This window comes from Segniliparus rotundus DSM 44985 (assembly GCF_000092825.1).
GTDB classification, from domain to species: domain Bacteria; phylum Actinomycetota; class Actinomycetes; order Mycobacteriales; family Mycobacteriaceae; genus Segniliparus; species Segniliparus rotundus.
Genome location: NC_014168.1, coordinates 2187573 through 2201528, shown reverse-complemented (window position 1 = coordinate 2201528; position 13956 = coordinate 2187573). Strand labels below are relative to the sequence as shown.

Here is a 13956-nt window from a genome sequence, read left to right as displayed (position 1 = left end):
GCTCGTCAGCCGATCAGAGGCCTTGCTGACGGGACTGTGATCTTCTGCCGCGCAACGGCCTCGTCAGCCGAACTGGGTCTTGGTCAGCAAGGCGAGAAGCTCGTACACGACATGCGCCGCCGCGATCCCGGTGATCTCGGCGTGGTCGTAGGCCGGAGCGACTTCCACCACGTCCGCGCCGACCACGGGCAGCCCCACGAGCCCGCGCAGCGCGTGCTGCAACTCGCGGGTGGTGAGCCCGCCCGCCTCCGGGGTGCCCGTGCCGGGGGCGTGCGCGGGGTCGAGCACGTCGATGTCCACGGAGATGTAGACCGGGCCGCCCGACCCGTCGGCTCCACCGAGCCGTTTGCGCATCCGCTCGACGATCTGCGCGACCGTGCCGGTTTCGAAGTCGTCGGTGTGGATGATCTGGAACCCGAGGACCGCGTCGTCCTGAAGGTCCTCACGTCCGGCGAGCGACCCCCGGATGCCGACGTGCAGGGAGCGGTTGAGGTCGATGAGGCCTTCCTCGCTCGCCCGTCGGAAAGGCGTGCCGTGGGTGTAGTCCGCGCCGAAGTAGCTGTCCCAGGTGTCCAGGTGCGCGTCGAAGTGCAGCACGGCGACCGGGCCGTGCTTCTTGACGGTCGAGCGCAACAACGGCAACGCGACGGTGTGGTCCCCGCCGACGGCGAGCACGGTGGCCCCGCCGCCGATCAGCTCGTCGGCCGCCTCTTCGATCACGGCGAGCGCGTCCACGATGCTGTACGGGCCGATCCCGAGGTCGCCCGCATCGGCCACCTGCCAGTTCTGGAACGGGTAGACGTCGAGCGGGGGATGGTATTGGCGGATCAGTTTCGAGGAGGCCCGGACGTGGCCGGGGCCGAACCGGGCGCCTGGCCGATAGCTCGTGCCTCCGTCGAAAGGCACGCCGAGGACCACGATGTCCGCATGCCCCACCTGGTCGAGGCGGGGAAGCCGGGCAAAGGTGGAAGGTTCGGCGAACCTGGGGCGTGTGAAACCGTCAAAAGGGCCGAGGATCTCGCGGGAACCGTCCGGTGCGTCGGTCATGCCACCGAGATTACAACCCGTCGGCCATACTGTCCGTCTATGAACGCATCAGTCGTCAACGGCATGGTCATCGCCGGGTATTTCGCCCTCATGACAGCCATCGGATGGCAGGGACGGCGGCGGGTGCGGGGCTCCGCCGACTTCCTCCTCGCCGGGCGCAGCCTCGGGCCGGTTCTGTACTGCTCGACCATGGGCGCGCTGGTCATCGGCGGCGGCTCCACCGTCGGGGGCGTCGGGCTCGGATTCCAGCACGGGCTGTGCGGCATGTGGATGGTCGTCGCCATCGGGTTCGGCGCGGCGGGGGTGAGCCTGCTTTTGGCGGGGAAGATCCGCGCGCTGCGGGTCTACACCATCGCGGAAATGCTCGCCTTGCGCTACGGCATGCGCGAGGCGGGCTGGTCCGGGCTGGTCATGGTGGCGCACGTTTTTCTGGTGTCGGTGACTTCGACCGTCGCCTACGCCACGGTGTTCCACGCGCTGCTCGGCCTCGGCCACATCCAGTCCACGTTGCTCGGCGGCGCGGTGGTGGTCTGCTACTGCGTCCTCGGCGGCATGTGGTCGATCAGCGTGACCGACGTCGTGCAGTTCGCGATGAAGACCGCCGCGGTGTTCTTCCTGCTGCTGCCCGCCGCGCTGTCCGCGTCCGGGGGCCTCGCCGGGGCGCAGGAGAAATTCCGCGGCCGGGCATTTGACCCTTTCGCACTGGGATGGAAACAGATCCTTACCTTTTTCGTGCTCTACGCAGTCGGGTCGCTCGTCTCGCAAGATCTTTGGCAGCGGGCCGCGACTGCCCGTTCCGCGTCGGTCGCCCGTTGGGCCGGAGCTGTCAGCGGCCTGTACTGCGTCGCGTACGGGGTCGCCGTGGCGCTCATCGGGACGGCGGGCGCGTTGCTGCTGCCGGCGCTGGGGCCCAGCCAGGTGTACGGCGCGCTCGCGGTGTCGCTCTTGCCGCCGGTGCTGAGCGCTTTGGTGCTCGCCGGCGCCATGGCCGCGATGATGTCCACGGCTTCGGGTTCGATCCTCGCGGCTGCGACCGTCGCGAGGAGGGACATCGCGCCGCTGGTGCTGCGGGCTCTGCGCCGACCTGATCCCGACGAGGCCCGCGCCGATCGCTCGCTGGTCCGCCTCGACCGCTGGTACGTCCTGGCTTTCGGGCTGGCGAACGTGCTTGTGGCGTGCTTTGTCGACAATGTGCTCGCCGCGCTTGCCGTGGGGTACGCCATTGTGGTGAGCGCTTTGATCGTGCCGGTTTTCGGCGGTTTTCTGTGGAAACGAGCCAACGGGGCCGGGGCTTTGGCGGCGATGGCCTCGGGCGCGGCGGGGGCCGTGTTCGAGCTGCTGCGCACGACGGACCCGGAAGCGATCACTCCCGTCTACCTCGGTCTGGTTTGCTCGGCGGTCGTGTTCGTCGTGGTGAGCCTTCTGACCTCGCCGACCCCGGCGTCTGTTCGCGAGCAGTGGGCGGCGCGGTTGCGCTCCGGCCGGTCGGCCGCGGCTCACAACAGCGCCAGCGAGCGTTCCGCGGCCGAGACGGTTTCCGGCACGTAGGAGCGCCCGAACAGCACCACATGCGCGAGGAGCATGAATGTCTGGTGCAGGCATTGGCGGCCGCGCCAGCCGTCGCGCAAGGGGTGCTCTTCTTGGTAGCCGGCGATGATCTCTTCGTAGTGCGCCACGCCGAAAAGCTTCAAATACGCCAGGTCGGTCTCCCGATGTCCGCCGTGCGCTGCGGGGTCGATCAGCACCGCTCCGTGGGCAGTCCACAGAACGTTGCCGCTCCAGAGGTCGCCGTGGACCCGGCTCGGCGGCTCGTCGTCGTCGAAATCGCCGTCCGCGCACCGTCGCGCGAGTTCGAGCAGCACCGTTCGCTGTTCTGCCGAGAACGCCCTGCCCGCGCGTTCGACCATGGGGGACAGGCGGTCCTCGCCGTAGTGCTCGCCCCAGCTCGCCCGGCTGCGCAAAGGGACTGGCATGGGCGCGTCCAACGGGCCGAACCACCCGTCCTGCTCCCAGCCGTCGGGCGCCGCCCCGAAACCGCGCGCCCCGGCCCGGTGGGTGCGCGCGAGCGCGCGCCCGAACGCGCGGGCGGCGTGGGCTTCAGGTTGCACTGTGTCCAGTCGGACCAAGGTCAGCGCGTGTTCGGTGACATCGAGCACGGGCACGCACGCGGCCCCGGACGGCACCGCCGCGAGCCAACGCAGTCCGGCCGCCTCGCACGCGAAAAAGCCCGGCGGCGCGGCGAGATTGCGTTTGACGAAGACAGGCGGAACTGACTGTGCCACATCACTGACTGTGCCACATCCGCGCGTGTCTCCCATGCTGTTATCTCCCATGCTGGGGCCGTCTATCGGTTACAGTGATCCTCATGCACCGAACTGCGCCTCTTGTGCGCACGCTCGCGTACTCCATGACGCTCGCGTTCGTCGCCGTGCTCGGTGGGCAGTCCCAGGCCGTCTCGATGTCGAACGGCGCTGTCGTCGCGGACCCGGACGAAGCGCCCTGGATGGTCGCGTTGACCATCCCGACCAGGGAGGGGACTCCGCCGACGGAACGGCTCAAGTGCGGCGGGGTGCTCATCGCCCCGGACAAGGTGCTCACCGCTGGGCACTGCGCGGTCACGCCGGACTCGTTCAGCGTGGACCCCGCCGTCCCGCCTCGGCCGATGAGCCCGCGCTCGGTGGAGGTCGTTCGGGCCAATCGCGATCTCAACTCGCCGCAAGCGCAGATCAGGAAAGTGGTGTCGGTCTTCGTCGACCCGGACTTCCATCTGCTCGCTTCCCAGTTTGAGCCCCACGACCCGTCTCGCGCCGCCGCGCGCCACGACCTTGCCGTCTTGGTGCTCGACCGAGGGTTCGGCGACCCGAAGGCCGTCATACCGCTGACGGCCGTGCTGCCCGACCCGGGAGCGCGCGCCCGCGTCTACGGACACGGCCTCACCCCGTCCGGCGACATCTCGGACGATTTGCTGCGGGGCTCTTTGACGCTCATCTCGAACCAGGACTGCGACGCGCAGACCTTTGTCGAGGTCAAATATATTGGCGCGACGTGCGCGCAAACCACGGTCCTGCCGGAGCTTTCGGTGCAGGTCGGGTTCGGCGACAGCGGCGGCCCCCTGGTTGTGAAGGGCAAAGACGGCTCCGACGTGCTTGTCGGTGTGGTGAGTTTCGGCACCGAGACCAGCGCCCGCGTGTTCGCGTTCGGTTTCAACGCCTTCGCCGACGTCGCCAGCGGCCGCGGCTTCATCGCCCAACACGCCCCGGAAGCGGTCTGGGCGTAGCTCCGCCGCCGGTCGCGGCGCTCGACGGGAGATCCGCGGAATCCCGGTGCAACCGTTATGGTGAAGCGCAACACAACGAGGAGGCTCCCGCCAATGACACAGACCGGTGTTGTTTCGAACGAAGCTCTTGCCGGGCTGCGGCCAGGCCTGAAGAAGCGGCATCTCTCGATGATCGCCATCAGCGGCGTCATCGGCGCCGGCCTGTTCGTCGGCTCCGGGGCCACGATCCACGCGGTCGGGCCAGGCGTGCTCGCCTCCTACGCGCTCGCCGGGATTGTCGTCGTGCTCGTCATGAGGATGCTCGGCGAAATGGCGGCCGCCAACCCGGAGACCGGCTCTTTCTCGGCCTATGCCGACAAGGCGATCGGCAGATGGGCCGGTTTGTCCATCGGTTGGCTCTACGCCTGGTTCTGGTCGATCATTCTCGGTGTGGAAGCGTCTGCCGGAGCGGGCATTGTCACTCGGTGGTTCGGCTGGGACTCCAAATGGCAGTGGGTGTGGGCGCTCGTCCTCATGTTGGCGCTCACCGGGACGAATCTGTTCACTGTCCAGGGGTACGGGGAGTTCGAGTTCTGGTTCTCCAGCATCAAGATCACGGCCATCGTGGTCTTCCTCTTCCTCGGCGCGTTCGCCTGGACAGGCCTGTGCCCTGGGGTCCATGTCCGGTCCTGGGTCCAGGTCCAAGCGGACGGGGGATTGTTCCCCAACGGTTTCGGGGCAGTGCTGATCGCGGTGCCGATTGTGGTCACTTCGTTCTTCGGGGCGGAAATCGCGACAATCGCGGCGGGCGAGTCGAAAGATCCGCAGAGCGCGGTCCGCAAAGCGGTGAACTCCGTCGTCTGGCGGGTCTCGCTCTTCTACTTGGGCTCGCTCGCCATCGTGATTTCGATCTTGCCCTGGAACGACCCGGCGATCAGCGGCGAGTCCATCGCGGAGAGCCCGTATGTCGCCGCGATCCGCACATTCGGCATCCCCTACGCGCCGACCATCTTGGACGTCATCGTGCTCACCGCAGTGCTGTCCTGCCTGAACTCGGGCATGTACACCGCGAGCAGGATGCTGTACTCGCTCGCTGAACGCGGCGACGCGCCCAAGGCTTTGACCAAGCTCAGCCGCACCGGCTCGCCGTACCTCGCGGTGCTCGCCGCGAGCGCGGTCGGCTTCGTCATCGTGCTCTTCAACGTCAACTACCCGAAAACTATCTATGTCTGGCTCAACAACACCACTGGGGGGATCGGCCTGCTCGTCTGGCTGGTCATTGCCGTCGCGCAGATGCGCATGGGGCGTGCGCTGCGCGCCTCGGGCAAGGAGATCTCGGTCAAGATGTGGGGCTACCCCTACCTCTCGTACATCACGATCGGCCTCATCGCGGCGCTGTTTTTGAGCATGGGGTTCATCCAGGAGACGCAGGAGCAGTTCTGGCTCACGCTCGGGCTTGCGGCGGTGCTCGCGGCAGCCGGGTTGTTCGTCGAGCGACGTGCGAAAGCCAAAGGCTCTACCGCCCCGCCTGCGGGGCGGTAGGCTCACCGGATGTGAGCGTCAAACTGGGCTACCAGATACCGAACTTCTCCTACGGAGGTTCTGTCGCGGAGATCTTTCCAGCGGTCCTCGCCCAAGCCCGCAGCGCCGAGGCGGCGGGATTCGACAGCGTCTTCGTGATGGACCATCTCTACCAGCTGCCGCAGATCGGCGATCCCGACGAACCGATGCTGGAGGCGTACACACTGCTCGGAGCCATCGCCGCCGCCACTGAACGCGTCCAGCTCTCCACACTGGTCACCAGCAACACGTACCGCAATCCGGCGCTGTTGGCCAAAGCTGTCACCACGTTGGACGTCGTCAGCGGCGGTCGGGCGCTCTGCGCCCTCGGCGCGGGCTGGTTCGAACCCGAGCACGAGGGCTACGGCTACGAATTCGGCGACTTCACCAGTCGCTTCGAGCGTCTCGCGGAGGCGCTGCAGATCGTCACCGCGATGCTGCGCGGCGAGCGCCCGACCTTTGCGGGCAAGCACTACCAGGTCCACGACGCGATCAACGAGCCCCGTTTGCGCGACGATGTCCCGGTGCTCATCGGCGGCTCAGGAGAGCGCAAGACATTCGCCCTCGCGGTGCGACACGCCGACCACCTGAACCTCGCCTGCGGGGCTTCAGAGCTGCCGCACAAGCTCGACGCCGTGCACCAGCGCCTCGCCGAGGCCGGGCGCGACCCCGCGACCCTTGAGGTGAGCTACTTCGCTCAGGTGATCCTTGACGAGGACGGCGAGCGGGCGCGGCAATTGCTGCGCGACCAGTTCGCGCGGCGCGGCATCGACTTCCCGGCGCTTTCCGAGGCCGAGCGGCTCGCCCTCACGGATCGCGTCTTCGCGGGCAATCCGGTCGAGGTTTCCCGCGAGATCAAAACCAGGGTGCTCGACCACGGGGTGGACCGCCTTGTCATCAACCTCGTCGCGAACGGCCATGAGCCTGGAGTTGTGGAACTCGCGGGCGCGACGCTCAGCCCGCTGCTGCCGGGCGAGGCTTGCGCGTCCACAACGAAACCAGGCCAGCGACCAGCAGATTGACCATCAAGGCGACGAGGCCGACGTTCACCTCGGCGAGCTGTTCGGGCAGGAACGCCTTGCAATGCCGCCAGTCGATTCCGACGAATGGCGCGGCAGTGGCCATGACGGTGCCGACGACGAGCCCGGCGACCACGCCTTCGAGGGTGAAGGGGTTCCGCGGCAGCACAGAGCCGACAACGGCGGGCAACGCCTGGGCCACGATCGAGTACCCGGCGAGCAAGAGGCCGACAATGGTCTGCCCGCCGGAAAGCGCGAAGACCGCTGCGGCCGCGACCACAATCGGCAGCAACCATTTTGCCGCCCGGGCGAGCTCGGGCTCGGACGCGTCCGGGCGCAGGTTCGCGTAGCCGTCGCGGGTGAGCGAGGTGGCGATGGTGGTGGCAAGCACAGATCCGGGGACGAGCGCGGTGAGCAGCCCAGCCGCTCCGGCAAAGCCGAGCACAGGATCGGGCGCGGCCGCCGCCACCAGCCGCAGGAACGCGAGGTCTTCGTTCCCTTTGCCGAGGGGCGCCAGCGTCACGAGCGCGGCGAAGCCGATGGTCAAGGTGGTGGCGAGCGCGACCGTGTACAAGGGCGCGGCCGCGAGGGTGCGCCGCAGGCTCGCTTCGCTTCTCGCGGAGAAGAACGAGGCGAAAAGATGCGGCCACATATGCGCGCTGAGCCCGCAGAGCAGCACAGTGGTGATGAACCAGGCCGGGCCGTAGCCCCGTTCGGGCCCGAGCACCATGTGCTCGGGGTGCTGTTCGGCCACGATCCGCGTGATCGGGCCCGGCCCGCCGTAGAGGTGGTAGGGCAGCCACACGCCGACGCCGAGCACCACGATGACGACGGCGATGTCTTTGACGATCGAGGTGAGCGCCGCCCCGCGCAGTCCGCCGAGCACCGAGTACACGGCGACCAAAGCGGCGCCCGCGATGACGCCCGCCGCGATGGGGATCTGCTGGTGGCTCGCCTCATGGGCGATGATCGCGAGGCCTTTGAGCTGGAGCGCCAGGTAGGGCGTCATCGCGACCACGCCCACCAGTGTGACCAGCACGCCGAGCGCTTTGCTGTCGTAGCGCAAGCGCAGATAGTCCGACTGGGACACCGCGCGTTGCTTTTTGGCGTACCGCCAGATCTTCGGGAGGTACCAATAGCTCACGACGCAGGCGAGCGGGGTGTAGCACCAGGTGTAGGCGGCCGCGACGCCTTTGTCGTACGCCCATCCCGCCCCGCCGAGCAGAGTGAATGTCGTGAAATTCTCCCCGGCGAAGAGCACGAACACCATGGCGGCTCCGAAACTGCGGCTCCCCACGGCCCATTCGGAGAGCTCTTTGGCGCGTCTGCGCGTGGCGAGCCAGACCGCGACCAGCGCTGCCGCGGCAGTGCCGAGCAGCATCGCCAGGCTTATCACGGCGCGTTCTCATCGTGCTGCTCCGGGGCGTTCCTGGGGTCGAGCTGGTACACGAGCGTGAGGCACGCCCCGGTGAGCAGCACGCACAGCGCGGTCCAGAACTGCATCAGCGGCAAACCCAGCACGATCGGCTCGGGCCGGTTCACGAACGCAATGGCGACAAGGAAACCGAAAACTGGGATCGCCGTCGCAACGGCCATGACGAGTTTGCGCCAGAGGGCGAGCGAGCGCAGCGGGTTGGTGTCGGACATCGCGTCCAGCTTAAGTTGACTGCGGCGCTCGCGCAGGACGATGCTGGACATGATGAGCCAGACCACAGCCAGCGCCAGCCGCGAGTTCCTGCCCGCGTTGCAGGGGCTGCGATGGTTTTCCGCGCTCGCCGTGCTCGGCACGCACACGGCGTTTTTGACCGGGGCTGGCGTTGGGCACTGGTACCAGCATGTGTTCAGCCGGTTGGATCTGGCTGTGGCGGTGTTCTTCGCCCTTTCGGGGTTTTTGCTCTGGCGCCCGCACGCGGCGTGCGCCCGAGGCCGGGGCGCGGCTCCGCGCCTGTCGCAGTACTACCGTTCCAGGGCTGCGCGGATTCTGCCCGCGTACTGGGTCGTGGTGTGCGTCGTGCTCGTCTCGGTCCGCGCGGACGCCAGGGTGTGGTTCGCGAACCTCGCTTTGGCCCAACCGTTTGTGCCGTTCACGCTCGCCACAGGGCTGACCCAGATGTGGAGCCTGTCGGTAGAGGTCTCTTTTTACCTCGTGCTCCCCGCGTGCGCGGCGGCGATGTCCAAGCTCGAAGGGGCCCACGCCCGATGGCGCGCTCCGGCGCTGCTCGCCGTCTCGGCGGTCTCGCTCGGTTGGGCGTTCCTGCCGTGGCCGGATGAGGATTTCGCCAACCCCAAACTATGGCTGCCCGGCTATCTGCCCTGGTTCGCGGCTGGCATGGTCCTCTCGGAGCTGCGCAGCCAGGGCTGGGCGGTGCGCGGGAGGTCCCGGTGGGCGTGCCTGCTTGCCGCAGTTGTGTCCTTCGGGTTGGAATGCACCGGCCTCGGTGGTCCGCCCGATCTCACCTTGGTCCAGCCATGGCAGTTCGCGACGAAGATCGGCCTCGGCGCGGTGCTCGCGGCGGCGCTCTTGGCCCCCGCCGCGCTCGCCGGGCCGCAAAGCGGGCACCGCGTGCTCGCGCACCCGGTCACACTGGCTTTGGGACGTTGGTCGTATAGCTTTTTCCTGTGGCATTTGGCGGTGCTCGGCGTGTTGCTGCCGATTCTCGGGCTCCCCGCCTCTGGTGTGCGGATCGCCGTGGCGTTTGTGGTCGCCATGGTTTTCTCGGTCGGTGTTTCCGCGTTGAGCTACGCCTGGGTCGAGTTCCCGTGCGCCCGGCGCTGGGGGTCTTCCCGGCCAGAGGGCGCAGCGCCTTCAAAGAGCGCGGAGCCTTCAAAAATCACAGAGCAGACCGCTCCGCCGAGCGCGATCAGTGCCAGCAGCTGTGGCGCGAGCGTGTTGCCGAGGTAGTGCGGGCTGCGCCAGGGGCCGAGCGCGAGCAGGGCCGAGGCCCCTGTCATTGAGAGCGAGCTGACCAGCGCCGCTGCGCGGGCGACGTCGCGCCCCCGGCGCGAGAGCTGCCAGAAAACCACGCCAAGGGCCGCTGCGGCCGCGAGTCCGCCCCAGCCCGCGACAAGCCATGCGCAGCACAACCCCGCGAGGGCTCCGAGCCGTCTCGCGCGCAGCGGGTTCCCCAGGGGCTCGGGATCGCGTCTGCGCGCCGCCTCGGGGGTGAGCGCGAGCGCCGCCAGCGGCAGGAGGCCGCTCAGACCGGCCAGGAGCCCGACGTGATACCAGGTGTTCCTGGGGAAACGCAGCTGCACGGAGCCCTCGAAATCCGCGGGGACCAGCCAGCCTTGCTGCCAGCCGTTGACGGTGACCGGCGGCAATGGCCTCCCGCCTGCGACAGCTTCCCAGCCCGGGTTGACGCTCTCAGGAACCACGAGAATCCGTTCCACCGCAGCTTTTGGCACGGCGATGTCGCGCGAGTCCACGCCCCACGAGCGGACGTCGGCGGGTTGCGGGTGTGCCGCATGCGGGGCAGGCAGCCGCACATCCCGCAGCACTATCGAGTCCACGGTGAACGCGTTCCCCGGCGCCACAGTGACGTCATGCGGGCCTGGGCCGAGGCGGATCGGCGTGAAGTCGCAGGGCGTCGCGCGCACGACAGCGCCCGAGCGCAACGCTTGGACTGTGGCGGTCACAGCGGTCGGCACCGTCTTCGCGCCGATTTTCAAGACCGGCCCGTGCTCGCAGTCCACAACGATGCTCTCGCTCTCGTCCAGACGGCGCTGGTCTTGGGCGGCTGATCCGGGGACCGCCCTGCCGTCAGGCCCCAGCAGCTGCGCCTCCGCGAACCCTGGCGGCTGGAGCTCCGCGAATCCGAGAGCGTTCACGTTGAGCACGTCTTGCCAGGCGAGGACGGTGATGACGACGTGATCGGTGCGCCGCGGCCGCAGGTTGACGACCACCGAGCCCTTGTCGGGGTCGATGTCGCGCACTTGTCTGCCGTCGCCGAGGTCGACCGCGATTTTGACGGGTCGCGCGGGCAGGGCCCCGGCGGCCGGGGTGATCCGCAGCTGCGCCACGTCGGCGGGTCTCGGCAGTTGCAGGGTCAATCGCGGTTTGGGCGCTCCGGGTTTGAGCGCGCTCGGCGAGGCCGTCCAGGACGTGCCGGGATCGCCGTCTACGGCCGCGTAGGCCGAGCCTCGGGAATCGCCGCTCGCGCTCGCCCCGGTCGCGAGGACGCGGCCCGGCTCCGCCAAGAGGTCCGTGCTGGCGGGGGAAAGCCGGGAGCGGACGAAGAGCGCGGGGAGCACATCGGCCGCCCGCGCCACCTCGAGAGTCCTGGAGAACACAGTCGGCTCCTCTGGGGCGAGGGCGAGGGCCTGCGCGCACTGGGTGCGCGCAGGCCCTCGCGCGCAGCCCGCCCGGCCGGGGAACTCCTGCCCGAGCTCCCATTGGCGCACGATGGTGTTCGGGCCTGCGTCTGGGACGAGCACTTTGAACCGCACAGGCGCCTCTTTTCCTGTTGCGCCGTCGAAAACGTGCAGTTCGCTGATGCCGAACTGGTTGCCAGCGGTGCCGTTCGCGGTGCCGGTCGCGGTGATGCGCAGCCAATGGGTCTGCCCGGTCGGCGCGGTGGCGCTGGCGGGGCGGTCGGTCACGACGTCGCGCAGGGTGGCGGTGCCTCGTTCGGTCGCTATCTCCAATCTGTCGACCGCAGGCCCGATCGCGCGGCTCACCGTCACGGTCACCTGGGGGTCGGAGACGGGGGACGCGAAGTCGAGTTGGAGCCATTGGCCGACCGCGTGGTCCAGCCCGGCGGAGAGCCAGCTCGTGGAGGGGTCGCCGTCGAACGCGGCGCGGGGGCTGTTGCCAGGAGAGACGAGTGAAAGCCCGTTGGCCTCGGAGACGGAGCTGGAAACCGTCACCCGAGCGCCCTCCCACACGCCGCGCACCATGGCCGCGCCATCGGTTGGATAGTCGGCGACCGAGTTCGCCGCGCGTTTCGGGTCGTCGTCGGCCCGGATTGCTGAAACATGGTCGTCCACCCTGCCGTAGTCGGTCTCGCGCAACGCGGGGGTGTCGGTCACCGTGACCGTCGCGGGCTCGATGCCCGCTCTGCGCGCGTCGCCGCGCAGCAGGATCGGCCCAGGTTCTGGGTCGCCGAGCTCATGGGCGTGCTCGATGGTGGAGAGCAAGGCCTCGGGGCCGCCGTCGACAACAGTGGTGTCGTCAAGGCCGACGAGGTACGGCCCTGGCGGTTCGCTGTGCTCGCTCCCGGTGACGCGATAGATCTCCACGGCGGGGTAGCGCGCCCGCAGGTCGTCGTCCACCACTGCGCCCGGAATCCGCCCTGCGCCGGTCAGCGGCCCGAATTCGGCGACTTTTTTCAGGCCTGGCGAGCCCTCGACGGTTTGGTGGGCGAGAATCGGCCTGGCGCTGTGCGAAGTCTCCGGGTCGAGGTCGTTGCGCAGCACGACATATGCGAAGCCCTGCGCGAGGAGCGTGTCCGCAAGCCCGCCAGAAGCGCGGCCTTCGGCGAACAGCCGTTGCACCGAGTCCAGCGAGCGGATCGCGCCGGGCGGCGTCAGCGGGATCGCGTCCCGGACCGCCCAAGGGAAGTCCGCGAGCGCCTGAATCGGCTCGTCCCGGGTGAGGCCCCAGACTTGGTCGGCCCAGGGGGCGCCGGGCGCGATCAGCGCCCTGGCTCCGGGCGGCTGGGCAGCGAGGTGCTCGTGCAGCCAGCCGCTGGCGCTGCGCCAATATTCGGGCAGTGCCCGATACGGTTTGCCGGGCGCGAGCCTGCCGGTCCACGACGCGGCCGCGCTCAGCGCGACAACCATGAGCACCGCTATGGCGGCCGCCGCGGCGCGGTGGCGTTCCGGCCGGGCGAGGGCGGGGAACAATTCTCGGGCGCGTTCCGGCAGCCCCGCAAGAGCGCTGGCGACGCCGAGCGAGAGCGGCAGCCGGATCAAGGGGTCGAGTTTGTGGACATTGCGCAGCGGGGCTCCCGCCGCGTCCAAGAACGCCCGCGCCGGCTCGGCGAGCGGCCCGCCGAGCGGCCCCGCGTACCCGATGCAGACGCCGAGCACGCCGACGCCCAGGATGACGAGCAGCCGCCCCCGGTCTGGGGTGCTGCGCAGGCACAGACCCGCGAGCCCCACCGCCGCGAGCACCCCGGTCGCGAGCACAAGGACGGGGTAGCTGACCAGCCCGGTGCTCGCCATTCTGCTCGGGTCGACGAAGGGAGTCCAGCCGTCCGTCCCGCGCAGCACCTCGACCAGCGAGTTCCAGCGAGTGGTGACCCTGGCGGACTCGATGAAGTCCAAGAACGGCGGGCTCACCGACCCGAGGAGCACGAGCGCTGTGATCCACCACGCGCAGGCGAGCAGGAGGCAGGGAATCCACCACGCGGAGAACGCGACCCAGCGCGGGTTCAGCCGTCTGGCGCGGCGGGCCCGGCCGGCCCACCACAGGAAAGCAGGGAGGCATGCGGCAGCGGTCGCGACCGCGTTGACCGCGCCCATCAGGGCCACCGCGACCGCGGAGCGGGCGGCCAAACGCCGCATCGGAGGGTCTGGCGCGGTCCAGGCCCGCACGAGGGGAATCAGCGCCCACGGCGCGAGCATCATCGGCGCGGTCTCGGACGAGATGGCGCCGAGCGTGGTCATCACCCTCGGGCTCGCCAGATAGGCCGCGGCCGCGATCATCCTGCTCGCCGGCGTGCCCAAGCCGAGGGCCTCTGCGAGGCGGACCACACCGAGGAACCCGGCGCAGAGCAGTGCCGACCACCAGCACCGTTGCACAATCCACATCGGGATGTGCAGGAGCGATCCCAATGCGAAGAAGGCCCCGTGCGGGAACAGGTACCCGTAGGCCTGATTGCGGGGCTGGCCCAGGGGAGCGGTGTCGCTCCACAACGACCAGGCTTGGCGGAGGAAGCCGACGGGATTGCCGGTCAGGTCCAGCTTTGTGTCTGCCGCGATCAGGCCAGGGGACTGGGCGAAGCACAAGGCTGTGATCGCCGCGCAGGCGAGCCACCGCGCCGCGCCGCGCAGCTCGTTGCCCGTCCCCAAGCCGTCCATGCCCCATGCGCCGTGCCCGCGAGAGGGTTCCCCGGCGCCGCCTCGGCGACC

General features: G+C 69.0%; 9 protein-coding genes and 1 pseudogene. 5 read left to right on the top strand and 5 right to left on the bottom strand.

Annotated features, from left to right (window positions below):
* Positions 1 to 63: 63 nt before the first annotated feature.
* Positions 64 to 1047, bottom strand: a complete 984-nt coding sequence (gene speB, locus SROT_RS10885) for an agmatinase (protein ID WP_013139075.1) — start codon at positions 1045 to 1047, stop codon at positions 64 to 66.
* Between the two features lie 39 nt (positions 1048 to 1086).
* On the opposite strand from speB, the gene SROT_RS10880 reads away from it, so the two are divergent.
* Complete coding sequence (locus SROT_RS10880) at positions 1087 to 2595, top strand: sodium:solute symporter family transporter (RefSeq protein WP_013139074.1); 1509 nt, start codon at positions 1087 to 1089, stop codon at positions 2593 to 2595.
* Here SROT_RS10880 and SROT_RS10875 read toward each other — a convergent pair.
* On the bottom strand, positions 2544 to 3365 hold the full coding sequence (locus tag SROT_RS10875) for a fructosamine kinase family protein (protein WP_013139073.1): 822 nt from the start codon (positions 3363 to 3365) through the stop codon (positions 2544 to 2546). The two genes, SROT_RS10880 and SROT_RS10875, sit on opposite strands and share 52 nt — an antisense overlap.
* Positions 3366 to 3412: 47 nt before the next feature.
* On the opposite strand from SROT_RS10875, the gene SROT_RS10870 reads away from it, so the two are divergent.
* From SROT_RS10870 to SROT_RS10860, 3 genes are all read left to right on the top strand, one after another.
* On the top strand, positions 3413 to 4324 hold the full coding sequence (locus SROT_RS10870) for a S1 family peptidase (protein ID WP_013139072.1): 912 nt from the start codon (positions 3413 to 3415) through the stop codon (positions 4322 to 4324).
* Positions 4325 to 4417: 93 nt separating this feature from the next.
* On the top strand, positions 4418 to 5845 hold the full coding sequence (locus SROT_RS10865) for an amino acid permease (protein ID WP_013139071.1): 1428 nt from the start codon (positions 4418 to 4420) through the stop codon (positions 5843 to 5845).
* An 11-nt stretch (positions 5846 to 5856) separates the two neighbouring features.
* Positions 5857 to 6885 (top strand): LLM class F420-dependent oxidoreductase, encoded by a 1029-nt coding sequence (locus tag SROT_RS10860; protein WP_013139070.1) that lies wholly within the window; start codon positions 5857 to 5859, stop codon positions 6883 to 6885.
* On the opposite strand, the gene SROT_RS10855 is transcribed toward SROT_RS10860, so the two are convergent.
* Positions 6818 to 8278, bottom strand: a complete 1461-nt coding sequence (locus SROT_RS10855; RefSeq protein WP_245535291.1) for a sodium:solute symporter family protein — start codon at positions 8276 to 8278, stop codon at positions 6818 to 6820. The two genes, SROT_RS10860 and SROT_RS10855, sit on opposite strands and share 68 nt — an antisense overlap.
* On the bottom strand, positions 8275 to 8580 hold the full coding sequence (locus tag SROT_RS10850) for a DUF3311 domain-containing protein (protein ID WP_222829193.1): 306 nt from the start codon (positions 8578 to 8580) through the stop codon (positions 8275 to 8277). The genes SROT_RS10855 and SROT_RS10850 overlap by 4 nt, the downstream gene beginning before the upstream one ends.
* Between SROT_RS10850 and SROT_RS16140 the strand changes: the two are divergent.
* A pseudogene (locus tag SROT_RS16140) lies at positions 8570 to 9604 on the top strand (acyltransferase family protein); the annotation flags it as partial. The gene SROT_RS10850 and the pseudogene SROT_RS16140 sit on opposite strands and share 11 nt — an antisense overlap.
* 17 nt (positions 9605 to 9621) lie before the next feature.
* On the opposite strand, the gene SROT_RS17440 reads toward SROT_RS16140, so the two are convergent.
* Positions 9622 to 13905 (bottom strand): alpha-(1->3)-arabinofuranosyltransferase domain-containing protein, encoded by a 4284-nt coding sequence (locus SROT_RS17440; RefSeq protein ID WP_013139066.1) that lies wholly within the window; start codon positions 13903 to 13905, stop codon positions 9622 to 9624.
* Positions 13906 to 13956 lie beyond the last annotated feature (51 nt).

Bases quoted from the DNA above. Each gene is read 5' to 3' on its own strand.
- SROT_RS17440 (WP_013139066.1), bottom strand. From the start codon at position 13,905: ATGGACGGCTTGGGGACGGGCAACGAGCTGCGCGGCGCGGCGCGGTGG.
- SROT_RS10880 (WP_013139074.1), top strand. From the start codon at position 1,087: ATGAACGCATCAGTCGTCAACGGCATGGTCATCGCCGGGTATTTCGCC.
- speB (WP_013139075.1), bottom strand. From the start codon at position 1,047: ATGACCGACGCACCGGACGGTTCCCGCGAGATCCTCGGCCCTTTTGAC.
- SROT_RS10850 (WP_222829193.1), bottom strand. From the start codon at position 8,580: ATGTCCAGCATCGTCCTGCGCGAGCGCCGCAGTCAACTTAAGCTGGAC.
- SROT_RS10870 (WP_013139072.1), top strand. From the start codon at position 3,413: ATGCACCGAACTGCGCCTCTTGTGCGCACGCTCGCGTACTCCATGACG.
- SROT_RS10865 (WP_013139071.1), top strand. From the start codon at position 4,418: ATGACACAGACCGGTGTTGTTTCGAACGAAGCTCTTGCCGGGCTGCGG.
- SROT_RS10875 (WP_013139073.1), bottom strand. From the start codon at position 3,365: ATGGGAGACACGCGCGGATGTGGCACAGTCAGTGATGTGGCACAGTCA.